General features: G+C 63.2%; 24 protein-coding genes. 15 read left to right on the forward strand and 9 right to left on the reverse strand.

Annotated elements, in window-relative coordinates; all coding sequences use genetic code 11:
• Positions 1-96 precede the first annotated feature (96 nt).
• Both I8746_RS18185 and I8746_RS18190 read left to right on the forward strand, forming a co-directional pair.
• Complete coding sequence (locus tag I8746_RS18185; protein WP_004575449.1) at positions 97-516, forward strand: response regulator; 420 nt, start codon at positions 97-99, stop codon at positions 514-516.
• Positions 517-595: 79 nt separating this feature from the next.
• Complete coding sequence (locus I8746_RS18190; protein ID WP_061405586.1) at positions 596-877, forward strand: DUF3509 domain-containing protein; 282 nt, start codon at positions 596-598, stop codon at positions 875-877.
• A 187-nt stretch (positions 878-1064) separates the two neighbouring features.
• Here I8746_RS18190 and I8746_RS18195 read toward each other — a convergent pair whose 3' ends face one another.
• Both I8746_RS18195 and I8746_RS18200 read right to left on the reverse strand, forming a co-directional pair.
• Positions 1065-1940: a TIGR02285 family protein gene (locus tag I8746_RS18195; protein ID WP_047604472.1), complete on the reverse strand. Its 876-nt coding sequence runs from the start codon at positions 1938-1940 to the stop codon at positions 1065-1067.
• A gap of 20 nt (positions 1941-1960) precedes the next feature.
• Positions 1961-3160 carry a CaiB/BaiF CoA-transferase family protein gene (locus I8746_RS18200; protein WP_014592187.1) on the reverse strand — a complete coding sequence of 400 codons (1200 nt, stop codon included), beginning with the start codon at positions 3158-3160 and terminating at the stop codon, positions 1961-1963.
• A 130-nt stretch (positions 3161-3290) separates the two neighbouring features.
• On the opposite strand from I8746_RS18200, the gene I8746_RS18205 reads away from it, so the two are divergent.
• From I8746_RS18205 to I8746_RS18215, 3 genes are all read left to right on the forward strand, one after another.
• A complete protein-coding gene (locus tag I8746_RS18205) occupies positions 3291-3833 on the forward strand; it encodes a YaeQ family protein (protein WP_003252169.1) in 543 nt (180 codons plus the stop codon).
• Between the two features lie 8 nt (positions 3834-3841).
• A complete protein-coding gene (gene recJ, locus I8746_RS18210) occupies positions 3842-5551 on the forward strand; it encodes a single-stranded-DNA-specific exonuclease RecJ (RefSeq protein WP_088513354.1) in 1710 nt (569 codons plus the stop codon).
• A 467-nt stretch (positions 5552-6018) separates the two neighbouring features.
• Positions 6019-7125 carry an NADH:flavin oxidoreductase/NADH oxidase gene (locus tag I8746_RS18215; RefSeq protein WP_088513355.1) on the forward strand — a complete coding sequence of 369 codons (1107 nt, stop codon included), beginning with the start codon at positions 6019-6021 and terminating at the stop codon, positions 7123-7125.
• A gap of 68 nt (positions 7126-7193) precedes the next feature.
• On the opposite strand, the gene I8746_RS18220 is transcribed toward I8746_RS18215, so the two are convergent.
• The 7 genes from I8746_RS18220 to ydcS all read right to left on the reverse strand — a co-directional run bounded on the left by I8746_RS18220 (position 7194) and on the right by ydcS (position 13390).
• Positions 7194-7526: a type II toxin-antitoxin system HicB family antitoxin gene (locus tag I8746_RS18220; protein WP_003252175.1), complete on the reverse strand. Its 333-nt coding sequence runs from the start codon at positions 7524-7526 to the stop codon at positions 7194-7196.
• Positions 7523-7777 (reverse strand): type II toxin-antitoxin system HicA family toxin, encoded by a 255-nt coding sequence (locus tag I8746_RS18225; protein WP_221100914.1) that lies wholly within the window; start codon positions 7775-7777, stop codon positions 7523-7525. The genes I8746_RS18220 and I8746_RS18225 overlap by 4 nt, the downstream gene beginning before the upstream one ends.
• 128 nt (positions 7778-7905) lie before the next feature.
• Positions 7906-9330, reverse strand: coding sequence for a gamma-aminobutyraldehyde dehydrogenase (locus tag I8746_RS18230; RefSeq protein WP_004575458.1), 1425 nt, complete (start codon positions 9328-9330; stop codon positions 7906-7908).
• Positions 9331-9347: 17 nt separating this feature from the next.
• Positions 9348-10154: an ABC transporter permease gene (locus tag I8746_RS18235; protein WP_221100915.1), complete on the reverse strand. Its 807-nt coding sequence runs from the start codon at positions 10152-10154 to the stop codon at positions 9348-9350.
• The gene (locus I8746_RS18240) at positions 10144-11055 is read right to left on the reverse strand and encodes an ABC transporter permease (RefSeq protein ID WP_012053578.1); all 912 of its coding nucleotides are present in this window, start codon (positions 11053-11055) and stop codon (positions 10144-10146) included. The genes I8746_RS18235 and I8746_RS18240 overlap by 11 nt, the downstream gene beginning before the upstream one ends.
• 1 nt (position 11056) lies before the next feature.
• Positions 11057-12088, reverse strand: coding sequence for an ABC transporter ATP-binding protein (locus I8746_RS18245; protein WP_221100916.1), 1032 nt, complete (start codon positions 12086-12088; stop codon positions 11057-11059).
• A 150-nt stretch (positions 12089-12238) separates the two neighbouring features.
• Positions 12239-13390, reverse strand: a complete 1152-nt coding sequence (gene ydcS / locus I8746_RS18250; RefSeq protein WP_017147931.1) for a putative ABC transporter substrate-binding protein YdcS — start codon at positions 13388-13390, stop codon at positions 12239-12241.
• 216 nt (positions 13391-13606) lie between these two features.
• Between ydcS and I8746_RS18255 the strand changes: the two genes are divergently transcribed.
• The 10 genes from I8746_RS18255 (at position 13607) to lysS (ending at position 25715) form a co-directional block, all read left to right on the forward strand.
• A complete protein-coding gene (locus I8746_RS18255) occupies positions 13607-14290 on the forward strand; it encodes a tellurite resistance TerB family protein (protein WP_014754311.1) in 684 nt (227 codons plus the stop codon).
• 168 nt (positions 14291-14458) lie between these two features.
• Positions 14459-16081 (forward strand): methyl-accepting chemotaxis protein, encoded by a 1623-nt coding sequence (locus I8746_RS18260; protein WP_017147930.1) that lies wholly within the window; start codon positions 14459-14461, stop codon positions 16079-16081.
• Between the two features lie 5 nt (positions 16082-16086).
• Positions 16087-16593, forward strand: coding sequence for a chemotaxis protein CheW (locus I8746_RS18265; RefSeq protein WP_014754308.1), 507 nt, complete (start codon positions 16087-16089; stop codon positions 16591-16593).
• Positions 16590-17864 (forward strand): protein-glutamate O-methyltransferase CheR, encoded by a 1275-nt coding sequence (locus I8746_RS18270; RefSeq protein WP_012053574.1) that lies wholly within the window; start codon positions 16590-16592, stop codon positions 17862-17864. The genes I8746_RS18265 and I8746_RS18270 overlap by 4 nt, the downstream gene beginning before the upstream one ends.
• The gene (locus tag I8746_RS18275; RefSeq protein ID WP_003252198.1) at positions 17861-18526 is read left to right on the forward strand and encodes a chemotaxis protein CheW; all 666 of its coding nucleotides are present in this window, start codon (positions 17861-17863) and stop codon (positions 18524-18526) included. The genes I8746_RS18270 and I8746_RS18275 overlap by 4 nt, the downstream gene beginning before the upstream one ends.
• Positions 18523-20820 carry a hybrid sensor histidine kinase/response regulator gene (locus I8746_RS18280; RefSeq protein WP_012053573.1) on the forward strand — a complete coding sequence of 766 codons (2298 nt, stop codon included), beginning with the start codon at positions 18523-18525 and terminating at the stop codon, positions 20818-20820. Before I8746_RS18275 ends, I8746_RS18280 begins: the two co-directional genes overlap by 4 nt.
• Positions 20817-21830, forward strand: a complete 1014-nt coding sequence (wspF, locus tag I8746_RS18285; protein ID WP_010952586.1) for a Wsp signal transduction system protein-glutamate methylesterase WspF — start codon at positions 20817-20819, stop codon at positions 21828-21830. Before I8746_RS18280 ends, wspF begins: the two co-directional genes overlap by 4 nt.
• Before the next feature lie 51 nt (positions 21831-21881).
• Positions 21882-22886 (forward strand): Wsp signal transduction system regulator diguanylate cyclase WspR, encoded by a 1005-nt coding sequence (gene wspR, locus I8746_RS18290; RefSeq protein ID WP_012053571.1) that lies wholly within the window; start codon positions 21882-21884, stop codon positions 22884-22886.
• A 137-nt stretch (positions 22887-23023) separates the two neighbouring features.
• Positions 23024-24119 (forward strand): peptide chain release factor 2 gene (gene prfB, locus I8746_RS18295; protein ID WP_103340239.1). Its coding sequence is split into 2 segments (ribosomal slippage): positions 23024-23095 and positions 23097-24119, totalling 1095 coding nucleotides; the frame shifts between segments, so codons are not numbered across the junction.
• A gap of 93 nt (positions 24120-24212) precedes the next feature.
• A complete protein-coding gene (lysS, locus tag I8746_RS18300) occupies positions 24213-25715 on the forward strand; it encodes a lysine--tRNA ligase (protein WP_003252208.1) in 1503 nt (500 codons plus the stop codon).
• The last annotated feature ends 175 nt before the right edge of the window (positions 25716-25890 follow it).

Here is a 25890-nt window from a genome sequence, read left to right on the forward strand (position 1 = left end):
CGTCTCAGCCTTTTCCCTCCGGTCTATCAGAAACATCCTATTCGGCCTGCCGGGCGCCAAGCATAAATTAGCCGGTCCTCCCATCAGGAGCGGCTCATGCACCAGCCCTATGTGTTGATTCACCAGGCTCGCCCATCCCACCAGATCCTCTTGCACCAGGCCCTCAATGGCCAAGGCGTCTTCAACGTGCGCATCAGCGAGAGCGTCGCTGACCTCGACGCCTGCCTCTGCGCTGAGCGTCGCCCTGACTTGCTGATCCTTGACCATGCCATGCCAGCCCGGGCCGGCCTTGCTTTGCTCGCCCAACAGCGACGAGTGCGCGCATTGCTGTTCGTCGGCCAGCCTGCCCCAACGCGTCAAAACCTTGCCCAGGAGGCCAGAAAATGTGGCATGTGGGTGCTCGACGAGTTGCCCTGGCCGCTGTCGATGCCACGCCTGCAGCACGCCTTGCAAACACTGCAGGTGCGCCCAGGGTCGCGTATTCAAACTGTCATGCCAGCCCCGCATGCTCACTGAAGCGGGCGCGGTTTGACGAACTTTCTGCGGCGCCTGCTGGTCAGTTACTTTAGGTCCCACCACGCAGCGAGTGATCCGGATGGAAAGAATCTGCAGCCTGCTCAACGAAGCCCTGACGCCCTATCAGACCCACCTCGGCACCGCCGATCCCAGTGGTAATCGCCAACTGACCGTTCACGACCCTCTCTCAGGTATTACCTTGCGGCGCACGGTCAGCGAGCGCCAATTGCAGGAGCAACGCCTGCTGATCGACCTCGTGGACGGCTTGCACCGAGACCTGCAGATAGCTGAGGGGCGGTTGCAGCCGTGTGTCATCGCAGCATTGCAGCATCGCCAGCAACCGCAGGGAACCTTTGCCTGAGTGGTTTATCAGACAGTGTAAGGGCAGCCAGCCAGTGCTTTGCTCCGGCGCTGGCAAGGCTGTCACGGGAAGTCCTCAAGGGCTTTCGCTTGACCCCGGGCGTCTTCCCCAGCGCCTGGGGTTTCTTTTTCTGGGCAGGCACGTATCCCTCGGCTGCTCCTGCAACGACCGTGCAGACCGGCTAGGCTTATTTGTCCTCAAAGAAACGCCGGCTTTCCTCCAGATAGTCCTCCCGCAATGCCAGGTCCAGCCAGCGGGCATACAACCCTGGCAACACATCCCGGCGCAGGGTGGGCAGCAACTGGTCGATGTGGGCAACTGCCGCACGCCCCAATTCGCTGTCTGAACAGCCCACATGCAGAAACTGGTAGCGATCCACGCCCTGCACAGTATGAAACTGGTAGTCAGCCAGTGACCCGCCTTGTTGTTGGATCAGGTAGCGCACTTCAGGCCAGTAGCCGAGCACCAGGCGCAGGCGCCCCAACTGCTGCATCTGCAGCAGGTTGGCGGTGGCCTCGTTGCCGTAGTGGCGGCTGAGCGCGCTGTCGGGTAACTGGCGCAAGATGCTGTCAATCTGCGTGCCATAGCTGCGTTCCGCGACAATCCCCAGCTTTAGCGGCGCCTTGCTCAGCAGGCCATGCAGGTCTACCTGCTGGCCGTCGAGGTAGGGTGCCACCAGCGCCTGGTTTTCCTTGCGCAACACCAGGCCGCCGCTGAGCACGCCCAGCGATGGAACAGAAAAATGCACATATTTGGCCCGTTCCGGTGTCCACAGCAGGGTTGGGTCGCAGGTGAAGGTGTCACGGTCTTGCAGCATCTGCAGGCTGCGGGCGCGGTTGACCCGCACGATGCTGTGTTCGTACTCGGGCATCTGCCTTATCAGCAGCGGTAACAACTGGTCGATGACCCCCCGGCCTTCTTCCGGGCCATCAAAAATGGTGAACGGTGGCAGGTCGCGTACCAGCCAGAAGAGGTGCTCCTTGGCATGTGCGGGCTGCAACAGCAACGCAGGTAGCAGCCCGCAGAGCAGGACCAGGTGGCGTAGGCAGCGGGGCGCGCACATGGAACCGGTCAGCGCCAGGATCAGACCGTGCCCGCTGCGCGCAGGCTGGCGATGGCCGCTGCGTCGTAGCCCAGGCTGCCGAGCAGCGCCTCGGTATGCTCGCCCAAGGCCGGGCCGACCCATTCGCTAGAGCCGGGAGTCTCCGACAGCTTGGGCACGATGCCGGGCATGTGGAATGGCTTGCCATCCGGCAACTTGGCCTGCAGGAACATCTCGCGTGCCAGGTACTGGGGGTCGTTGAACATGTCTTCGGCCGAATAGATACGGCTGGCCGGCACTTCGGCAGTGGTCAGCACCTGCATCAGTCGCTCCAGTGGGAGGCTGTTGGCCCAGCGGTCGATTACCCCATACAGCTCGTCACGACGCAGGTCGCGGCCGTCGTTGCTGGCCAGGGTTGGGTCGTCGGCGAGGTCATCGCGACCGATGGCCTGCATGAAGCGCTTGAAGATCGCATCACCGTTGGCGCCGATCTGTACATGCTTGCCGTCGGCGCTTGTGTGGATGGAGGAGGGCGTGATGCCTGGCATGATGTTGCCGGTGCGTTCGCGGATGAAGCCGAACACATCGAATTCCGGGACCATGCTCTCCATCATGGCAAAGATCGCCTCGTACAGGGCCACGTCCACCACCTGCCCCTGGCCGCCATTGACTTCCCGGTGGCGCAGCGCCATCAGCGCTCCGATCACCCCCCACAGGGCGGCAATCGAGTCCCCGATGGAAATCCCCGTGCGCACCGGCGGGCGGTCATCGAAACCGGTGATGTAGCGCAGGCCGCCCATTGACTCGCCTACGGCACCGAAGCCTGGCTGGTCTTTCATCGGCCCGGTCTGGCCAAAGCCCGACAGGCGCACCATCACCAGGCGCGGGTTCAGCGCATGCAGCACATCCCACCCCAAACCAAGTTTTTCCAGCACGCCCGGGCGAAAGTTTTCGATCAGGATGTCGGCCTCGGCGAGCAGGCGTTTGAGGATATCGCGGCCCTCGGGGTGCTTGAGGTTGAGGGTGAGCGACTGCTTGTTGCGGGCCTGCACGAACCACCACAGCGAGGTGCCCTCGTACAGCTTGCGCCACTTGCGCAGCGGGTCGCCGCCATCGGGCGATTCGACCTTGACCACTTCGGCGCCGAATTCGGCACAGATACGCGAGGCGAACGGCCCGGCGATCAGGGTACCGAGTTCGACAACTTTAAGGCCGGCGAGGGGTTTGCTGGGCGTCGACATGGGGTGTCCGTGGCAGTTGGGCAGAGCCGTGGTTTTATCACACGTCGGTTACGCCGGGTACTGCTGCGGGGCATGGAAGGTGCGGATGGGGTAGACTGTGCCACTTTCTTTTGCACGAAGCCCGTCGACCATGGCCCAGCCGTCCACCACCTACAAGTTCGAATTGAATCTCACCGACCTTGATCGCAACGTCTACGAAAGCGTCAAACAGACTATCGCTCGGCACCCTTCGGAAACCGAAGAACGCATGGCGGTTCGTTTGTTGGCGTACGCGCTCTGGTACAACGAGAACTTGTCGTTTGGCCGCGGCCTGTCGGATGTCGATGAGCCAGCGCTGTGGGAAAAGAGCCTGGACGATCGCGTGCTGCACTGGATTGAAGTTGGCCAGCCTGATGCCGATCGTCTGACCTGGTGCTCGCGTCGTACCGAACGCACCAGCTTGCTGGCTTACGGCAGCCTGCGAGTGTGGGAAGGCAAAGTGGTGAGCGCGGTCAAGAACCTGAAAAACCTGAGCATTGCCGCTGTGCCGCAAGAGGTGCTGGAAACCCTGGCGACCGACATGCCGCGTAGCATCAAGTGGGACGTGATGATCAGTGAAGGTACGGTATTCGTGACTGACGACCGTGGCCAGCATGAAGTACAACTGCAGTGGCTGCTCGGTGAGCGTGGTTGAAGCAACCCATGCGTATCGAACCTCGTCCGCTGCCGCCGACCCTGCCATTTCTGGGTAACCTGCCACCCTTGCTGACCCGCCTTTACGCCGCGCGCGGCGTGCAGAGCGAGGCCGAACTGGACAAGAGCCTGGCACGCCTGCTGCCGTACCAGCAGCTCAAGGGCATCGAGGCCGGTGTGGACCTGCTGGTCGAAGCGATCGACCAGCGCCAGCGCATCCTCATCGTCGGCGACTTCGATGCCGACGGTGCCACCGCCAGCACCGTCGGGGTGCTGGGCCTGCGCCTGCTGGGTGCGGCCCATGTCGATTACCTGGTGCCCAACCGCTTCGAGTATGGCTACGGCCTGACCCCGGAAATCGTCGAGGTGGCGCTGCAGCGCCAGCCGCAGTTGCTGATTACCGTGGACAACGGCATTTCCAGTGTCGACGGGGTGGCGGCCGCCAAGGCCGCCGGGCTCAAGGTGCTGGTCACCGACCACCACCTGCCGGGCGAGCAGTTGCCCGATGCCGATGCCATCATCAACCCCAACCAGCCGGGCTGCAGCTTTCCGAGCAAGTCACTGGCCGGGGTAGGGGTGATCTTCTATGTGTTGATGGCCCTGCGCGCTCGCTTGCGCAGCCTTGGGCGCTACGAGGCGCAGCCACAGCCGAACATTGGCGAGCTGCTCGATCTGGTGGCGCTGGGCAGTGTTGCTGACGTGGTGCCGCTGGATGCCAACAACCGCATCCTGGTGCACCAAGGCCTCGAGCGCATCCGCGCCGGCCGAGCCCGACCAGGGCTGAAGGCCATTCTCGAAGTGGCCCGCCGTGATCACCGGCGCATCACCTCGACCGACCTCGGTTTCATCCTCGGCCCGCGGTTGAACGCCGCAGGGCGGCTGGACGACATGAGCCTGGGTATCGAATGCCTGCTGTGCGAAGACGCGGCGTTGGCCCAGGACATGGCCCAGCAGCTGGACGACCTGAACCAGGACCGCAAATCCATCGAGCAGGGCATGCAGCGCGAGGCCCTGGCCCAGCTCAAGGACCTGCCGGTCGAGTCCATGCCCTACGGCTTGTGCCTGTTCGATGCCGATTGGCACCAAGGGGTGATCGGTATTCTGGCTTCGCGTCTGAAGGAACGTTACCACCGGCCGACCATTGCGTTCGCTGATGCTGGCGACGGCATGCTCAAAGGTTCGGCGCGCTCGGTGCCGGGGCTCCATATTCGCGATGCGCTGGATGCCGTGGCCGCGCGCCACCCGCACCTGATCAGCAAGTTCGGCGGCCACGCCATGGCTGCCGGTTTGTCGTTGCCAGAAGGCAACTTCCCGGCATTCGCCGAGGCCTTCGACGAAGAGGTGCGGCGTCAACTGCGCGAAGAAGACCTGACCGGCCGGCTGTTGTCCGACGGCAGCCTGGCGGTAGAGGAGTTCCACCTCGACCTGGCCAAGGCCCTGCGCCATGCCGGCCCATGGGGCCAACACTTCCCTGAGCCATTGTTCCATGGCGTGTTCCAGCTGGTGGAGCAGCGTGTGGTTGGCGAGCGGCACCTGAAGGTGGTGCTCAAGAGCGAGTGTGGCTCGGTACGGCTGGATGGCATTGCCTTCGGCGTCGATCGCGAAGTGTGGCCGAACCCGACCGTGCGTTGGGTCGAGTTGGCGTACAAACTGGATGTGAACGAGTTTCGCGGCAATGAAAGTGTGCAGTTGATGATTGCCCACATGGAGCCGCGCTGACGGTTTTGCGGGGCTTGCCTTGATTCTTGTGGTGTAGCGGAAATCCAGCGCCGCCCGCGCGGCGCATCGCGACGCAAGGCCGCTCCCACATTTGTTGCAACGTGGCCATGTCTGTGAGGCCATGGTTGTCAGCCTTGGCGCATGACTGAAGGCTGGGGGGGCGATAACAGCGACAACGCACAGGCATCGTCAGACCGACAAGGCGCGCAACCATGGCCTTGCAGGATTGGCACGTTGCAACAAATGTGGGAGCCTTGCGTCGCGATGCGCCGCGCGGGCGGCGCTCGATCTCACCGGCGACATCACCTTAGAGCCTGACACCCGCACCCCACACCCCACCCAAAATCCCATGGAACCTCCCCCCCACCCATTCTGGTCTAGTCTGAAGTTATGACCGGACCTGGGCCAGGGACGTGTAATTGAGTGTCCAGGCCGGATCACCATTGGAGTCCTTGGGAGGTGCCCTCATGAGCCTGCTGCTCGAGCCTTACACCCTGCGTCAGCTGACCTTGCCCAACCGCATCGCCGTGTCACCAATGTGCCAGTATTCAGCCGTCGATGGCTTGGCCAACGACTGGCATCTCGTCCATTTAGGCAGCCGCGCCGTCGGTGGCGCCGGCCTGGTAATCACTGAAGCCGTGGCGGTGACCGCCGATGGCCGTATCACTGCCGAAGACCTGGGCCTGTGGGACGACGCCCAGATCCCGCCGTTGCAACGCATCACCCGCTTCATCAGTGCCCAGGGGGCCGTGCCTGGCATCCAGCTGGCCCACGCGGGGCGCAAAGCCAGTACCTACCGCCCGTGGCTTGGCAAACAAGGCAGCGTCAAACTGGAGGAGGGCGGCTGGCAGCCGGTGGGGCCGTCGAAGATCGCTTTCGATCCGCAGCACACACCGCCACGCGAGTTGAGCCAGGACGAGATCCAGGAGGTGATCGCCGCCTTCGTCGCCTCGACCGAGCGCGCCTTGAAGGCTGGATTCAAGGTGGTGGAAATCCATGCTGCCCATGGCTACCTGCTGCACCAGTTCCTGTCACCGCTAAGCAACCAGCGCCGTGATCACTATGGCAGTTGCTTCGAAAACCGTATCCGCCTGACCCTGGAGGTGGTCGAGGCCGTGCGCAAGGCCTGGCCTGCCGAATTGCCGCTGTTCGTGCGGGTATCGGCTACCGATTGGGTGGAGGATGGCTGGAATCCGGATGAAACCGTCGAACTGGCACGCCGCCTGCGGGGTTTGGGCGTGGATTTGATCGATGTCTCTTCTGGCGGCACCTCGGTCAACGCCGAGATCCCCACCGGCCCCGGCTACCAGACCCGCTTTGCCGAGCGCGTGCGCAAGGAATCGGAAATCGCCACCGGCACCGTGGGCATGATCACCGAACCGGCCCAGGCCGAGCACATTCTGCGAACCGGCCAGGCCGATATCATCTTCCTCGCCCGCGAACTGTTGCGCGACCCGTACTGGCCACTGCATGCCGACGACGACTTGGGCGGCAACAAGGCCACCTGGCCTGCGCAATACCAGCGAGCGACCAGCCGCGCCAACCCGATTCACGAGTCGGATTTGCGCGACTGACCCATGCATTGCGCGGCCCTTGCAGGAGCGGCCGTGTTTCGCGAAAGGGCCGCAAAGCGGCCCTGGGTTCAGCTATAGGCAGCCTTGCTGAGAATATCGCTTACCCATTGGTTGATGCTTTTTTCGGCCAGCTCCGCCTTGGCCGCCACACTGGCGTGAAGGGTAGGCTCAAGGCGTAGGCTGAGCTTGCCGGAATACGTTTTCTGCGGTTCCCGCCCAAGGCGTTCGCAAGTCTCAAGATAATCGTCAACGGCTTCTTCAAACGCCTGGCGCAACTCACTGATTGATTCGCCATGAAAACCTATCACGTCGCGAATACCGGCGACATGGCCGATCAACAACTGGTCTTCGTCGCTGTATTCGATACGAGCGGCGTATCCGCGGTAAGTCATTACATTCATGGTAATACTCCTGCCTGCTCAATGAACTGGCGGGCGTCTTTTAGTTGATAGGGCTTGGCGTGCCTGTCCGGATGAGGGTGGTGGAAGGTTGCCACTGCTCCATTGAGTTCAAAGCGAACCCGTGATCCTCTTCCTTCTACGACCCTGGCACCCAGCGATACCAGCAGAGACTCCACCCGCGCCCACTCCAGTGTTCTGGGAACCGGCCTTTTAAGTAGTGCTTCAAGTGTGGCTTGCTGATGATTATTCATGGTATCAGATTATGATACCAGTCAAGAGAGCTCAATGAACGTGCAGTAGGAGGGCGTAGATCACAGTTGAAGGAAAATTCTGAGACGTTGACCGAGGGGCATTCAAGCCCCTCGGTCAACGCGAGCACTTAGTGCTTGATCATCACATGCCGCACACAGGTGTAGTCCTCCAGCCCATACATCGACATGTCCTTGCCATACCCCGAATGCTTCTGCCCGCCATGGGGCATTTCGCTGACCAGCATGAAGTGGGTATTCACCCAGGTGCAGCCGTACTGCAAGCGCGCCGCCAGGCGGTGGGCGCGGCCGGTGTCGCGGGTCCATACCGATGAGGCCAGGCCGTAGTTGGAGTCGTTGGCCCATTCCAGTGCCTGCGCTTCATCGGTGAAGCGGGTGACCGAAACCACCGGGCCAAACACTTCGTTGCGCACGATCTCGTCGTCCTGCAGGGCGTCGGCCAGCACGGTAGGCTCGAAGAAAAAGCCATCGCCCGCTATCGGCTTGCCACCGGTTACCAGACGAATGTGCGGCTGGGCGATGGCCCGCTGCACCAACCCGGCGACCTTGTCGCGGTGCTGGGCACTGATCAGCGGACCCAGTTCGGTTTCTTCGGATTCCTGCAAGCCCGGCTTGAGGCTGGCTACGGCTTTACCCAGGCGCTCGACGAAGCGCTCGTAGATCCCGTCCTGGACGTACAGGCGGCAGGCTGCGGTGCAGTCCTGGCCAGCGTTGTAGAAGCCGAAGGTGCGGATGCCGTCGATGGCGGCATCGATGTCTGCGTCATCGAACACCAGCACCGGCGCTTTGCCGCCCAATTCCATGTGCATGCGTTTCACGCTGTCGGCGGTGGCACTGATGATGTGCGCGCCGGTGGGGATCGAGCCGGTCAGCGACACCATGCGCACCTTGGGATGGGTTATCAACGGGTTGCCGACCGTCTGGCCGCGGCCGAAGAGAATGTTCAGCACCCCCGGCGGTAGCAAGTCCTGGGCCAGCTCGCCCAGGCGCAGGGCCGTCAGTGGCGTCAGTTCGGATGGCTTTATCACCACGGTGTTGCCGGCAGCCAGGGCCGGGGCGATCTTCCAGGCCAGCATCATCAGCGGGTAGTTCCACGGCGCGATGGACGCCACCACGCCCAACGGGTCGCGGCGGATCATCGAGGTGTGGCCCGGCAGGTACTCGCCTGCCGCCGAGCCGCCCAGGCAGCGCGCAGCACCGGCAAAGTAACGGAACACGTCGGCAATCGCCGGGATCTCGTCATTCAGTGCAGCGCTCAGGGGCTTGCCGCAGTTCTGCGATTCCAGCCGGGCCAGTTCATCGCCATGGGCTTCGATGGCGTCGGCCAGCGCCAGCAAGGCCTGCGAACGTTCTTTAGGGCTGGTTTGCGACCAGCTGTCGAAGGCTTGGTCGGCAGCGCGCACGGCGCTGTCTACCTGTGCCTCGGTGGCTTCGTTGATTTGCGCCAGGGCAGTGCCCAGCGCCGGGTTGAGCACGGTCCAGGCCGGGCCTTGGCCAGCGATCAGCTGGCCATTGATCAGCATCTGCGTTTGCATCGGGGGCTCCTCCAGGGTCATTTTCCACCGCCCGCGACGCTGTCTCCGCCACGGGTCAGGTAATAGGCGCCAAGAATCGGCAGCATGGTCACCAGCATCACCAGCATGGCGACAACGTTGGTCACGGGCACGTCGCGTGGGCGGCTGAGCTGGTTGAGCAGCCAGATCGGCAGGGTGCGCTCATGGCCGGCGGTGAACGTGGTGACGATGATTTCATCGAACGACAAGGCAAAGGCCAGCATGCCGCCCGCCAGCAGCGCCGAGCCGAGGTTGGGCAGGACGATGTAGCGGAAGGTCTGCCATCCGTCGGCACCAAGGTCCATCGAGGCTTCGATCAGGCTTTGCGAGGTACGCCGCAGGCGGGCGATCACGTTGTTGTAGACGATCACCACGCAGAACGTGGCGTGGCCGACTACGATGGTGAGCACCCCGGGCTCTATCCCCAGCGTCTTGAACGCCGAGAGCAGGGCGATGCCGGTGATGATGCCTGGCAGGGCAATGGGCAGGATCAGCAGCAGCGAAATGCTCTCCTTGCCGAAGAAGCTGCGCCGATAGAGCGCCGCCGAGGCCAGCGTACCCAGCACCAGTGCGATTAAAGTGGCCAGGCAAGCCACCTGCAGCGACAGCTTGATTGCCTCGAGCACATCGGGCCGGGCAAAGGCCACGTCGATCCACTTCAGGGTAAAGCCCTTGGGCGGAAAGCTGAACGCCGCGTCTTCGGTGTTGAAGGCGTACAGGAAGATGATCAGGATCGGGAAGTGCAGGAACAACAACCCGCCCCAGGCCGCCAGGCGCAGCCCTGCAGACGCTTTTTCAGAGTGCATCGAAGGCCCCCAGACGCTTGACGATGGCCAGGTATACCGCGATCAGCACGATGGGCACCAAGGTGAACGCGGCGGCCATCGGCATGTTGCCGATCGCCCCTTGCTGGGCATAGACCATGCTGCCGATGAAGTAGCCGGGCGGCCCGACCAGCTGCGGCACGATGAAGTCGCCCAGGGTGAGCGAGAAGGTGAAGATCGAGCCGGCGGCGATGCCGGGGATCGACAGCGGCAGGATCACCTGCACGAAGGTTTGCCCCGGCCGGGCGCCCAGGTCGGCCGAAGCCTGCAGCAACGACGGTGGCAAGCGCTCCAGCGAGGCCTGGATCGGCAGGATCATGAATGGCAGCCAGATGTACACGAACACCAGGAAGCGCCCCAGGTGCGAAGTCGACAGCGTGCTGCCGCCCACGCCCGGCAAGGCCAGCACCGCCTGCAGCAGGCCGTCCAGGTGCAACTGCTGGACGAACCATTGGGCCACACCGCCCTTGGCCAGAAGCAGGGTCCAGGCATAGGTCTTGACGATGTAGCTGGCCCACATCGGCATCATCACCGCGATGTAGAAAAACGCCTTGGTCTTGCCGCTGGTGTAACGCGCCATGTAATAGGCGATGGGGAAGGCCAGTACCGCGCTGGCCAGCGACACCGCCACCGCCATGCCCAGGGTGCGCAGGATGATGTCGAAGTTCGACGGGTTGAACAGTGCGGCGAAGTTGCCCAGGGTCAGGTCCGGGGTCACCGCCATGGTGAAGTCGTCGAAGGTATAGAAGCCCTGCCACAGCAGGTTCAGCAGCGAGCCCAGGTAAATCGCGCCGAACCAGGTCAGCGGCGGGATCAACAGCAGTGCCAGGTACAGGTTGGGGCGCCGGTACAGCAGGTTGGACAGGGCGCGCAGTGTGCTCATCTCAGCGGCCCTCGGTTTCCTGCAGCACCGTCATGGCTTCGCGGGGCCAGTGCGCTTGTAGGCGTTGCCCGGGCTGCCAGGCCTGCACCTGCTTTTGCCAGCGGTCATTGGCCTGGCTTACTGCCAGCAGTTGACCGTTTTCCAGCTGCAGTTCGTAGCGTGTGGCGCTGCCTTGGTACTGGACATCACGCAGCACGCCGCTGACCTGTACCTCATGGCTGGTCACTACCGGGTCGCCCAGGCGAATGTGTTCGGGACGGATGGAGAAGGGCGCAGGGCTGCCGTTGAGCTGCATGGCCAGCTCGCCACGCACCACGTTGGACGTGCCAACGAATTCAGCGACGAAGGTTGTGCTGGGCTTCATGTACAGGTTGCGCGGGGTGTCGACCTGTTCCATACGACCGCGGTTGAACACCGCGACCCGGTCGGACATCGACAGTGCTTCGGTCTGGTCGTGGGTGACGAAGATGAAGGTGATGCCCAGTTGGCGTTGCAGCTTTTTCAGCTCACCTTGCATCTGCTCGCGCAATTTCAGGTCCAGCGCGCCCAGTGGCTCATCGAGCAGCAGCACCCGCGGGCGGTTGACCAACGCCCGGGCCAGGGCTACGCGCTGACGCTGGCCGCCAGACAGCTGTGCCGGCTTACGCGCGCCATAGCCGGCCAAGGCCACCATGGCCAGGGCTTCTTCGGCGCGGCTGTGGCGTTCGGCCTTGCCCACGCCTTTTACCTTCAGGCCATAGGCGATGTTGTCCAGCACGTTCATGTGCGGGAACAGCGCATAGTCCTGGAACACTGTGTTGACGTCACGTTGGTAGGGCGGCAGGCCAGCGGCCTCGACCCCTTGGATGCGGATCGAACCGCTGGAGGGTTGCTCGAAGCCTGCGATCAGGCGCAGGCAGGTGGTCTTGCCCGAGCCGGAAGGGCCGAGCATGGAAAAGAACTCGCCATCGATGATGTCGATGCTGACCTGGTCGACGGCCTTGACCTCGCCGAAGGTGCGGGAAACCTGGGTGAACTGGACGGCTAGGGGCATGCGTGGACTCCAGGTATGAATATGTCTCCTGTGCCGGCCTCTTCGCGGGCAAGCCCGCTCCTACAGGAGGAGCGCCACCCTTGCAGGCGGTGAAGAACCTGTGGGCGCGGGCTTGCCCGCGAAAAGGCCGGTACAGGCATTCAGACAACCTCAGCGACCACCCATGATCGCAATGTAGTCCTGGGTCCAGCGGCTGTAAGGCACGAACTTGCCGCCTTGGGCCTGCGGTGTTTTCCAGAAGGCAATCTTGTCGAAGTTGTCAAAGCCGTTGGTCTTGCAGCCCTCGGCCCCCAGCAGCTCGCTGCCGGTGCACGCCGCCGGCACAGCCGGCAACGAGCCGAACCAGGCCGCCACATCGCCTTGCACCTTAGGTTGCAACGACCAGTCCATCCATTTGTAGGCGCAATTGGGGTGCTTGGCCTCGGCGTGCAGCATGGTGGTGTCGGCCCAGCCGGTCGCGCCCTCCTTGGGAATGGTCGAGGCCACTGGCTGGTTCTCGGCCTTGAGGCCATTGACCATGTAGCCCCAGGAGCTGGAGGCAACCACGCCTTCGTTTTTCACATCGCTCATCTGCACCGTGGCGTCATGCCAATAGCGGTGGATCAGCGGTTGTTGCTGGCGCAGCAGTTCCAGCACGGCCTTGTATTGTGCCTCGTTCAGTTCGTACGGGTCCTTGATGCCCAGTTCGGGCTTGGCCGACTTCAGGTACAGCGCTGCATCGGCGATGTAGATCGGCCCGTCATAGGCTTGCACGCGGCCCTTGTTCGGCTTGCCGTCGGGCAGGTTCTGCGGCTCGAACACCACGCTCCAGCTGGTGGGTGCCTGCTTGAAGGTGTTGGTGTTGTACAGCAGCACGTTTGGCCCCCACTGGTACGGCGTGCCGTACACCTGCTTGTCGACCACATACCAGCCACCGTTCTGCAGGCGCGGGTCGATGGTTTTCCAGTTGGGGATCAAGGCGGTGTTGATCGGCTGTACGCGCTTGCCTGCAATCAGCCGCAGCGATGCATCGCCCGAGGCGGTGACCAGGTCATAGCCGCCCTTGGTCATCAGGCTGACCATCTCGTCCGAGGTGGCGGCCGTTTTCACGCTGACCTTGCAGCCGGTTTCCTTTTCGAATCCGGTCACCCAGTCGTAGGCCTTGTCGCTTTCACCGCGTTCGATGTAGCCGGGCCAGGCGACGATGTCCAGGCGCCCCTCGCCGGCCCCCAGGGCCTTGGGCGCTTCGGCGGCCTGCAGGCTGGCGCTGGCCAGCATGGCGCAGGTGGTGGCGCCGAGCAATGCGGTCTTGTGCACTGACATGGTGTTCCCTCTTCTTGGCGATCTTGTTCGGGCAGTCATGAGGCAAGCAGTGAAGCAATTGTTATAAACGTAGTGCGTGAGTGCGAGGTATTGGCGATATCGAGTCTAGTTGGCTTTTTGCCAGCTAACGCAACATCCTGAAGCAAATCCCTGCATGGCGTGTGCTCGGCCAAGCCTTACTCTGGCGTTTGAATCTTCTTACGTGGAGACACGCGAATGAATACCCGGGGCTTGCTTGATCAACTCCTCAAATCCGGCCAGCAACTGCTCGAGAAGCAGGGGGGCACCACCAAGCCTGGCAACCCTTCAGGCGGGTTGGGCGGGTTGTTGTCCGGAGCAGGGGGCGGCCTGCTGGGTGGGGGCGCTCTGGGCCTGTTGCTGGGTAGCAAGAAGGCCCGTAAGTACGGTGGCAAGGCCCTGACTTACGGTGGCCTCGCCGCGCTGGGGGTGCTGGCCTATAAAGCTTACGGCAACTGGCAGGCAAACCAGCGGGGGGCCGCAGCCGAGCCTCAAACCATCGACCGCCTGCCGCCGGCCCAGGCCGAGCAGCACAGCCAGGCGGTACTGCGCGCCCTGGTGGCGGCGGCCAAGTCCGATGGGCATATCGACGAGCGCGAGCGGGCGTTGATCGAGGGCGAATTCACGCGCCTGGACAGCGACCGCGAATTGCAGCACTGGCTGCATGCCGAGCTGAACAAGCCGCTGGACCCGGCCGAAGTGGCCCGCGCTGCGCAAACGCCGGAGATGGCTGCCGAGATGTACCTGGCCAGCGTGATGATGGTCGATCAGGAAAACTTCATGGAGCGTGCCTACCTGGATGAGCTGGCACGCCAACTGCGGCTGGACCCGGGATTGCGCCAGGAGCTGGAGGCTCAGGTGAGGGATGCGGTTGCGCAGTAGCAGCGCTTATCAGGACATTTTCTGCGCTTGTCGAGCCGAGCGCGGAAAATGTCACGGCAAGCCTTGCCAGCTTTTACCCACTCCGCGCATTTCCCCCGATAAACCGTAAGACCTCTGGGCTATACTTCGGCGATTTTCCCGCTCGTTGTGAATTCCTGAGGGCTGAATGTGAAGAATTGGACCTTGCGCCAACGGATCCTGGCAAGTTTCGCCGTGATCATCGCCATCATGCTGCTGATGATTGTGGCCGCCTACTCGCGGTTGGTGGCTATCGAAACCGCCGAAGAGGCAGTGGGGACCGACAGCATTCCTGGCGTCTACTACAGCTCGATGATCCGCAGCGCCTGGGTCGACAGCTACGTCACCAGCCAGCAACTGGTGGGCCTGTCCAACCATCGTGAAATCACTTCGGCCGACCTGGAACTGTTCAGAAGCTTCGATAACCGGCTGAAGCAATACATGGCCAGCTACCAGGCCACCATCCAGGACAAAGACGACCAGGTCCGCTTCGACAGCTTCGTGCAACTGGAAGAAAGCTACCTCAAAATCGTCAACCAGGTGCTGGATGCGTACGGTCAGCGCAACTACGACGAGGCCCAGCGGCTGATCACCGAGGTCCTCACTCCGGCCTGGAAGGATGGGCGCGAGCACCTGAATGAAGTGATCGAGAATAATCGGGCCTCTGCCGATGCCGCCACCAACGATATCGTCAACGCAGTCAACACGGCCAAGGGCAGCATGGTGGTCTCACTGCTGCTGGCAATCGTCGCTGCCGGCATCTGCGGCCTGTTGCTGCTGCGCGCTATCACAGCGCCCATGCAGCGTATCGTGCATGCCCTCGACAAGCTGCGTTCCGGTGACCTGAGCATGCGCCTGAGCCTGGATCGCAAGGACGAATTCGGTGCCATCGAAAGCGGCTTCAACGAAATGGCCGAGGCACTGGCCAACCTGGTGGCCCAGGCTCAACGCTCGTCGGTGCAGGTGACCACTTCGGTCACCGAGATTGCCGCCACGTCCAAGCAACAGCAGGCCACCGCCACCGAGACGGCCGCCACCACCACCGAAATTGGCGCCACCTCGCGGGAAATCGCCGCGACTTCGCGGGACCTGGTGCGCACCATGACCGAAGTGACGACGGCTGCTGACCAGGCATCCAGTCTGGCAGGCTCCGGGCAGCAGGGCCTGGCACGCATGGAAGAGACCATGCACCAAGTGATGGGCGCAGCCGACCTGGTCAATGCCAAGCTCGGTATCCTCAACGAGAAAGCCAGCAACATCACCCAGATGGTGGTAACCATCGTCAAGGTTGCCGACCAGACCAATCTGCTGTCGCTCAACGCCGCCATCGAAGCGGAAAAGGCCGGTGAATATGGCCGCGGCTTTGCCGTGGTCGCGACCGAAGTGCGCCGCCTGGCCGACCAGACCGCCGTGGCCACCTACGACATCGAGCAAATGGTGCGCGAGATCCAGTCAGCAGTGTCGGCCGGTGTCATGGGGATGGACAAGTTCTCCGAAGAAGTGCGCCGCGGCATGTTCGAGGTGCAACAGGTGGGCGAGCAACTCAGCCAGATCATTCACCAGGTGCAGGCTTTGGCGCCGCGCGTATTGATGGTCAACGAAGGCATGCAGGCCCAGGCCACCGGTGCCGAGCAGATCAACCAGGCACTGGCCCAGCTCAGCGATGCCAGCACCCAGACTGTCGAGTCGCTGCGCCAGGCCAGCTATGCCATCGATGAGCTGAGCCAGGTGGCCGCGGGCCTGCGTGGCGGCGTGTCGCGCTTCAAAGTCTGACCGCGATGAACGACTTGCAACTGCGCACCGCGCGGGCGGCGAACACCGAGGGGGCGTTGTACCTGCAGTTTCGCATCAGAACGCAGCGTTTTGCCCTGAGCGTGCACGAGGTGATCGAAGTGTTGCCGCGTCAGCCGCTCAAGCCGATCGCCCAGGCACCTGCCTGGGTCGCGGGCATCCTCGCCCATCGTGGCCAGTTGGTTCCGGTCATCGACCTTGCCGCCTTGAGCTTTGGCCAGCCGGCGGTGCAACGCACCAGCACCCGCCTGGTACTGGTGCACTACCGAGGCGGCCTGCAGCTTGGCCTGATCCTGGAGCAGGCCACCGAAACCCTGCGTTGCCAACCGGACGAGTTCCAGCCCTATGGGGTGGACACCGGTGAAGCGCCTTATCTGGGCCCGGTGCGCCAGGATGCCCAGGGGCTGCTGCAGCGCATCGAAGTCAATGACCTGCTGCCCGACACCGTGCATGCATTGCTGTACACGCAAGACCCGACAGGGATGCCAACATGAACGAACAGCGTTTCTTCCGCTTCTTGCGCGAGCGTATTGGCCTGGACGTGGAGTCGGTGGGCGCGCCCATGGTCGAACGCGCGCTGCGCCAACGTTGCGTGGCTGCGGGTGCGATGGACCTGGACGATTACTGGCTGCGCCTGCAGCAGTCGGCAGATGAGCAACAGGCGCTGATCGAAGCGGTGATTGTCCCGGAAACCTGGTTTTTCCGTTACCCCGAATCCTTCACTGCGCTGGCCAGCCTGGCCCATAAACGCCTGGCTAAACTGGCTGGCGCGCGCCCGCTGCGATTACTCAGCCTGCCGTGTTCTACTGGCGAGGAACCCTATTCGCTGGCCATGGCCTTGTTTGACGCCGGTATGGCGCCTGGGGCATTCCTTGTCGATGGAATGGACATCAGCCCAAGTTCAGTAGCCAAGGCCGTGCAGGCGGTGTATGGGCGCAATGCGTTCCGGGGTAGCGAACTGGGTTTTCGCGAGCGCTACTTCGATGCTCTGGACGAAGGCCACCGCCTGCATGAGCGGGTACGCCAGCAAGTCAGCCTGCGGGTGGGCAATGTACTTGACCCGGCGCTGGCCAGCCGCGACGGCCTGTATGACTTCGTGTTCTGTCGCAATCTGTTGATCTATTTCGACGTACCGACCCAACAGCGTGTGTTCGAAGTGCTCAAGCGCTTGCTGCATCCGCAGGGTGTGCTGTTCATCGGCCCGGCCGAAGGCAGCTTGTTGGCACGCATGGGCATGCGTCCATTGGGGATCGCCCAGTCGTTTGCGTATGTGCGTCATGACGGCGACAGCGCCCCCTTGGCAGCGGCACCCGCCCAACCCGCCAAGCGTGCGTTCACGACGTTGCCCGCACCGGTTTATCCGCAGCCCAGTGTGCCGTTGCCGCGTCCGCTGCGTGTGCTGCCCGTGGTGGCCAGGCCAGCGCCAGCCCGCGAGCACAGGCACGAGGGGGCCAGCGAATTGCTGGCCGACATTGCCCGGCTGGCCAATGCCGGTGCCAGCGAGCAGGCCCGTAGCGAATGCCAACGCTACCTGAGCCAGTACCCGCCGTCGGCACAGGTGTACTACTGGCTGGGTTTGCTCAGTGATACCGAAGGCGATGCGCAGCAGGCGCTGAGCCACTATCGCAAGGCCCTGTACCTGGAACCACAGCACCCCGAGGCGCTGGTGCACCTGGCCGCCTTGCTGGCGGCCCAGGGTGACCTGGCCGGCGCTCGGCGCCTTCAGGCGCGCGCGGCGCGGGCTGGCCGGGAGTCTGAACGATGAACAGTGAATCCGCGATGCAGTTGCTCGCCGAGGATGACGCGCACATCGACGACTGCTGGAACCGTATTGGCGTGCGCGGCGACAAGCAGTGCCCACTGCTGGAGCGGCATGTTCATTGCCGCAATTGCGAGGTGTATGCCGCTGCGGCCACGCGTTTGCTCGACCGCTATGCGCTGGTGCAGGAGCATCAGGCTGCAGCGGTGCAGCCGGACGCGGAAAACACCGGTCGCTCCATGCTGCTGTTCCGTCTGGGCGAAGAGTGGCTGGCGCTGGCTACCGCCTGCCTGGCCGAAATCGCCCCGTTGCAGGCGGTGCATTCATTGCCGCACCAGCGCTCGCGGCTGCTGCACGGGGTTGCCAATGTACGCGGAGCGTTGGTGCCGTGCCTGTCACTGGCTGATTTGCTGGGCGTGCAGGCCGGCTCCACCGAGCAACGCAGCGCACGGGCGATGCCCCGTATGCTGATTCTGGCCGCCGAAGGTGGGCCGGTGGTGATGGCTGTCGAGGAAATCGACGGTATTCACCGGCTCGACCCGCAGTTGCTGGGCAGTGGCCGGGACGCCACACGCTTCACCGCCGCAGTCTTGCAGTGGCGCGGCCGCAGCGTGCGGGTTCTGGACGATCAACATTTACTGTCTGCCGTGCAGCGGAGCCTGTCATGACCCCAGAGCAAATGCGCGACGCATCGTTGCTCGAACTGTTCAGCCTGGAGGCCGAGGCGCAGACCCAAGTGCTCAGTGCCGGCCTGATGGCACTGGAGCGCAACCCCACCCAGGCCGACCAGCTCGAGGCTTGCATGCGCGCTGCCCACTCGCTCAAGGGGGCAGCGCGCATTGTCGGGGTGGATGCTGGTGTCAGTGTCGCCCACGTGATGGAAGACTGCCTGGTGGCGGCCCAGGAAGGCCGACTACGGCTGACCGCCGAGCATATTGACGCGCTGTTGCAAGGTACCGACCTGTTGATGCGTATTGCCACCCCCGGCGATGCCGGTGCGCAGGCGACCTTGCCGGTGTTTCTTGCGCAAATGGCCAGCCTGCTCGACCCGGGCGCCTCTGCCATGCCTGTCGTGCCGCTGGCTGCATCCGTGCCGCCGGAGCCGCCGCTGGCAACCCTGCCGCCTGCACCTAGGGTAATGCCAGCCGAACCGCCGGAACCAGAGCCCGAACCCGCCCTGCGGCGCAAGGCTGGCAAGCGCGCTGGAGAAGGTGCCGAGCGGGTACTGCGTGTTACCGCCGACCGCCTTAATAGCCTGCTTGACCTGTCCAGCAAGTCGCTGGTGGAAACCCAGCGGCTCAAGCCATACCTGGCTACCCTGCAGCGCCTCAAGCGCATGCACGGGCAAGGTATGCAGGCGCTTGACGGCTTGCGCATGCAGCTGGAAGACACGGGGCAGGGCAACGAGGTGCTCGAAGCCTTGGCACAGACCCAGCGCCTGCTGGCAGAAACCCAGCAGATTCTGCAGCAGCAGGCGGCCGACCTGGATGAGTTCGGCTGGCAGGCCAGTCAGCGTGCGCAGTTGTTGTATGACACCGCCCTGGCCTGCCGGATGCGGCCGTTTGCCGACGTGCTGACCGGGCAAAGCCGCATGGTCCGCGACCTGGGCCGTTCGCTGGGCAAGCCGGTGCGGCTGGTGGTGGAAGGGGAGAAGACCCAGGTTGACCGCGATGTGCTGGAAAAGCTCGAAGCACCGCTGACCCACCTGTTGCGCAATGCCGTCGACCACGGCATCGAGTTGCCCGAGCGGCGCTTGCTGGCGGGCAAGCCGGACGAGGGGGTGATCCGCCTGCGGGCTTCGCACCAGGCGGGCATGCTCAGCCTGGAACTGATCGACGATGGCGCCGGTATCGACCTGGAGCGCCTGCGCAGCAGCATCGTCGAGCGCGCCCTGTCGCCCGCTGACACGGTGACGCGGATGAGTGAGGCGGAGCTGCTGACGTTCCTGTTCCTGCCCGGTTTCAGCCTGCGTGACAAGGTTACCGAAGTGTCCGGGCGCGGTGTGGGGCTGGATGCGGTGCAGCACTTGATCCGCGAGCTGCGCGGCTCGATCGAATTGACCCAGGTGGCAGGGCAGGGCTGTCGCTTCCATCTTCAGGTGCCGCTGACCCTGTCGGTCGTTCGCAGCCTGGTGGTCGAGGTGGGCGGGGAGGCTTACGCTTTCCCGCTGGCGCATATCGAACGCACGCTGGAAGTGACCGCCGAGCAGATCGTGCAGATCGAAGGGCGCCAGCACTTCTGGCACGAAGGCCGGCATATTGGCCTGGTGGCGGCCAGCCAGTTGCTCAATCGCCCGGCGGGGCAAAGCGACGAAGCCAGCTTGCGGGTAGTGGTGATTCGTGAGCGCGAGCAGCTGTACGGGGTGGCCGTGGAGCGGTTGGTGGGGGAACGGGTGCTGGTCGTGATGCCGCTCGACCCACGCCTGGGGAAGGTGCAGGACATTTCCTCCGGCGCCTTGCTCGATGATGGCTCGGTGGTCCTGATTGTCGATGTCGAAGACTTGCTACGCTCGGTGGAAAAACTGCTCAGCACCGGCAGCCTGGAACGCATCGAACGCGGCAGCAGCGGAGCCCGTGGCGCTGTCCGCAAACGCATCCTGGTGGTCGATGACTCGCTGACCGTGCGCGAACTGCAGCGCAAACTGCTGGGCAACCGTGGCTACGACGTGGCAGTGGCGGTTGATGGCATGGACGGCTGGAACGCCCTGCGCAGTGAGGACTTCGACCTGCTGATCACCGACATCGACATGCCGCGCATGGACGGTATCGAGCTGGTTACCCTGGTGCGTCGCGACCAGCGTCTGCAGTCATTGCCGGTGATGGTGGTGTCCTATAAAGACCGTGAGGAAGACCGACGGCGTGGCCTGGACGCCGGCGCCGACTACTATTTGGCAAAGGCCAGTTTCCACGACGATGCGTTGCTGGATGCTGTTGTGGAACTGATCGGAGGTGCTCAGGGATGAAGATCGCCATCGTCAATGACATGCCCCTGGCCGTCGAAGCGTTGCGCCGGGCGGTTGCCCTGGAGCCCGCACACCAGGTCGTGTGGGTGGCCAGCAACGGTGCCGAGGCGGTGCAGCGCTGCACCGAGCAGTTACCGGACCTGATCCTCATGGACCTGATCATGCCGGTGATGGACGGTGTCGAGGCGACCCGGCGGATCATGGCCGAAACCCCGTGCGCCATTGTCATCGTCACGGTCGACCGCAAGCAGAACGTACACCGGGTATTCGAGGCCATGGGCCATGGCGCGCTCGATGTGGTCGACACGCCTGCGCTGGGCGCTGGCGATGCCCGCGAAGCAGCGGCGCCATTGTTGCGCAAGATCCTCAATATTGGCTGGCTGGTCGGCCAGCAGCGGGCACCTGCCGCAAGGTCGGTGGCTGCGCCGCTGCGCGAGGCTTCCCAGCGCCGCGGGTTGGTGGCAATCGGGTCTTCGGCGGGGGGGCCGGCAGCACTCGAAGTGCTGCTCAAGGGTTTGCCGGCCGCGTTTCCGGCGGCCATCGTGCTGGTCCAGCACGTGGACCAGGTGTTTGCCGCAGGCATGGCCGAATGGCTCAGCAGCGCAGCAGGCCTGCCGGTGCGTCTGGCCCGTGAAGGCGAACCGCCGCAGCCAGGGCAGGTACTCCTGGCCGGTACCAACCACCACATTCGCCTGCTACAGAATGGCCAACTGGCCTACACTGCCGAACCTGTGAATGAAATCTACCGGCCCTCGATCGATGTGTTCTTCGAGAGCGTGGCACGTTACTGGAATGGTGATGCAGTGGGCGTGCTGCTCACCGGCATGGGCCGCGACGGTGCCCAGGGCCTGAAGCTGATGCGTCAGCAGGGCTTTCTGACCATTGCCCAGGACCAGGCCAGCAGCGCGGTGTACGGCATGCCCAAGGCTGCTGCGGCTATTGATGCCGCCGTGGAAATTCGCCCGCTGGAACGCATTGCCGGGCGCTTGACTGAATTTTTCGCAAAATGACGAAATGTATTGAATCACGCCGCCAGGCCGGTAGTGATCGGGTGAACAATGATGAATGATTTACCGATCGAAGGTTTCGCGACCACCAACGAGAACTCGGCGATGGTGCTGCTGGTCGATGACCAGGCCATGATCGGCGAAGCGGTGCGGCGTGGCTTGGCCGATGAAGACAACATCGACTTCCACTTCTGTGCCGACCCGCACCAGGCGGTGGCCCAGGCCATGCGCATCAAGCCCACGGTCATTCTTCAAGACCTGATCATGCCTGGCCTGGACGGCTTGACCCTGGTGCGCGAATACCGCAACAACCCAGTGACCCAGGACATCCCGATCATCGTCCTGTCGACCAAGGAAGACCCGCTGGTCAAGAGTGCAGCATTTGCCGCCGGGGCCAACGATTACCTGGTCAAGCTGCCTGATACCATCGAACTGGTGGCCCGCATCCGCTACCACTCGCGTTCCTACCTGACCCTGCTGCAGCGCGATGAGGCCTACCGTGCCCTGCGCGTCAGCCAGCAGCAGTTGCTTGATTCCAACCTGATGCTGCAGCGGCTGATGAACTCCGATGGCCTGACCGGGCTGTCCAACCGTCGCCACTTCGACGAGTACCTGGAGCTGGAGTGGCGCCGGGCCATGCGTGAACAGCAGCAGTTGTCGTTGCTGATGATCGATGTCGATTATTTCAAGGCCTACAACGACAGCTTTGGCCACTTGGCCGGCGACGAGGCCCTGCGCCAGGTGGCCGAAGCCATTCGTAGCTCGTGCTCGCGGCCGACCGACCTGCCGGCGCGCTATGGCGGCGAAGAGTTTGCCCTGGTGCTGCCCAACACCTCGCCAGGTGGGGCGCGGCTGGTGGCCGAAAAACTGCGCCAGACCGTGCTGGGCCTTGGCATCCCGCATACTGCGTCGACGGCTGATACGTGCTTGACCGTGAGCATCGGCCTGGCCACCCAGACTCCGGCTATCGGCAGCCATTGCCGGCAGCTGATTTCGGCGGCCGATAAAGGTCTTTACCTGGCCAAGAACGGTGGGCGTAACCAAGTCGGCATCGCCTGAGCTCTTGGAGACGGCGCGGCCTGTGTGAGAGCGCAGGTTGCCCTATCTACATACGACCGCCCGGCGGGTCTGCCGCCATGCTGCGGACTCGGTTATACTCGCGGGCTTTTCACCGAATTCGCGCGAGTAGCCAGCCCATGGAAATCCAACCGATCCTGAACACCATCAAGGACCTCACCGAGCGTTCCCAGTCAATTCGGGGGTATCTTTGACTACGATCACAAGCATGACCGCCTGATCGAAGTCAACCGCGAGCTGGAAGACCCCAACGTCTGGAACAAGCCCGAGTACGCCCAGGCACTGGGCCGCGAGCGTGCCATGCTGGCCCAGGTCGTCGAGACCCTGGACAAGCTGTCCGGCGGCCTGGCCGACTGCAAGGACCTGCTCGACATGGCCGTCGAGGAAAATGACGAGAACGCCGTTAGCGACGTCGTGACCGAGCTGGAAGGCCTGGAAGAGAACCTGGCGCAGCTTGAGTTCCGTCGCATGTTCAGCGGCGAGATGGACATGAACAACGCCTACCTGGACATCCAGGCCGGCTCCGGCGGTACCGAAGCGCAGGACTGGGCCAACATCCTGCTGCGTATGTACCTGCGCTGGGCCGACAAGCGCGGTTTCGACGCCACCATCATCGAGCTTTCCGAAGGCGAGGTCGCCGGTATCAAGGGCGCCACCGTGCATATCAAGGGCGAGTACGCCTTCGGCTGGCTGCGCACCGAGATCGGCGTGCACCGCCTTGTGCGCAAAAGCCCGTTCGACTCCGGCGCCCGTCGTCATACGTCGTTCTCGGCGGTGTTCGTGTCGCCTGAGATCGACGACAAGGTCGAGATCGACATCAACCCGTCCGACCTGCGTATCGACACCTACCGCTCCTCGGGTGCCGGTGGTCAGCACGTGAACACCACCGACTCTGCGGTGCGTATCACCCACGTGCCTACCAACACCGTGGTGGCCTGCCAGAACGAACGCTCCCAGCACGCCAACAAAGACACCGCCATGAAAATGCTGCGGGCCAAGTTGTACGAGCTGGAAATGCAGAAGCGCAACGCCGCCTCGCAGGCGCTGGAAGACAGCAAGTCGGACATCGGCTGGGGCCACCAGATCCGCTCCTACGTGCTGGATGACTCGCGCATCAAGGACCTGCGTACCGGCGTCGAACGCAGCGACTGCCAGAAGGTCCTCGATGGCGACCTTGACCAGTACCTGGAAGCGAGCCTCAAGCAGGGCCTGTAAGCCGCACACCCATGCCGCGCTACCTGGCCAGCCGCCGGTAGCGCGTGCCCTGCCCGGAACGGGCAACGAATACCTGATGGAAAGAATGACGACATGAGCGACCTGAAGACCGAATCGCAAGACCTGCAACAGGAAGAAAACGCCCTGATCGCCCTGCGCAAGGAAAAACTTGCCGCCGAGCGTGCCAAGGGCAATGCCTTCCCCAACGACTTCCGTCGCGACAGCTACTGCAACGACCTGCAGAAGCAATACGCGGACAAGACCAAGGAAGAGCTGGAAGCAGCCGCGATCCCGGTCAAGGTAGCCGGCCGCATCATGCTCAACCGTGGCTCGTTCATGGTTATCCAGGACATGACTGGCCGTATTCAGGTCTACGTCAACCGCAAGACCCTGCCGGAAGAAACCCTGGCCGCGGTCAAGACCTGGGACCTGGGCGACATCATCAGCGCCGAAGGCACCCTGGCCCGTTCCGGCAAGGGCGACCTGTACGTCGAAATGACCAACGTGCGCCTGCTGACCAAGTCGCTGCGCCCGCTGCCCGATAAGCACCACGGCCTGACCGACACCGAGCAGCGCTACCGCCAGCGCTACGTCGACCTGATGGTCAACGAAGAAACCCGCCACACCTTCCGTGTGCGTTCGCAGGTGATCTCGCACATCCGCAAGTTCCTCATCGAGCGTGACTTCCTTGAAGTCGAAACGCCGATGCTGCAGACCATCCCGGGCGGTGCGGCAGCCAAGCCGTTCGAAACCCACCACAACGCCCTGGACATGGCCATGTTCCTGCGTATCGCGCCGGAGCTGTACCTCAAGCGCCTGGTCGTGGGTGGCTTCGAAAAAGTGTTCGAGATCAACCGTAACTTCCGCAACGAAGGCGTTTCGACTCGTCACAACCCTGAATTCACCATGCTCGAGTTCTACCAGGCCTACGCCGACTACCGCGACAACATGGACCTCACCGAGGAACTGTTCCGCGAGCTGGCGCAACTGGTACTGGGCTCTACCGACGTACCGTACGGCGACAAGGTCTTCCACTTCGGCGAGCCGTTCGTACGCCTGTCGGTGTTCGACTCGATCCTCAAGTACAACCCGGAGCTGACCGCTGCCGACCTGCAGGACGTCGACCGCGCCCGTGAGATTGCCAAGAAGGCCGGCGCCAAGGTGCTGGGCCATGAAGGCCTGGGCAAGCTGCAGGTGATGATTTTCGAAGAGCTGGTCGAGCACAAGCTGGAACAGCCGCACTTCATTACCGAGTACCCGTTCGAAGTGTCGCCGCTGGCCCGTCGCAACGACGACAACCCGGCCGTTACCGACCGTTTCGAGCTGTTCATCGGTGGCCGCGAGATCGCCAACGCCTACTCCGAGCTCAACGATGCCGAAGATCAGGCCGAGCGCTTCCTGGCCCAGGTGGCCGAGAAGGACGCGGGTGACGATGAAGCCATGCACTATGACGCCGACTTCGTTCGTGCGCTGGAGTACGGCATGCCGCCGACCGCCGGTGAAGGTATCGGCATCGACCGCCTGGTGATGCTGCTGACCAACTCGCCGTCGATCCGCGACGTCATCCTGTTCCCGCACATGCGTCCGCAGGCCTGAGTGAGCTGAACGAGCCGCCTTTCGAGGCGGCTTTTTCTTGCCTGAAGCTTTATGTTGTCAGTACCGGCCTCTTCGCGGGGAAAACCCCGCCAACAAAGGCCGTGGTGGAGCGGGGTTACCCGCGAAGGGGCCAGCACAGACCAAAAACAGCCCAAGAGGGATACCCCCGGACACC

Source organism: Pseudomonas sp. USTB-Z, from assembly GCF_019691255.1.
Taxonomy (GTDB): domain Bacteria; phylum Pseudomonadota; class Gammaproteobacteria; order Pseudomonadales; family Pseudomonadaceae; genus Aquipseudomonas; species Aquipseudomonas alloputida.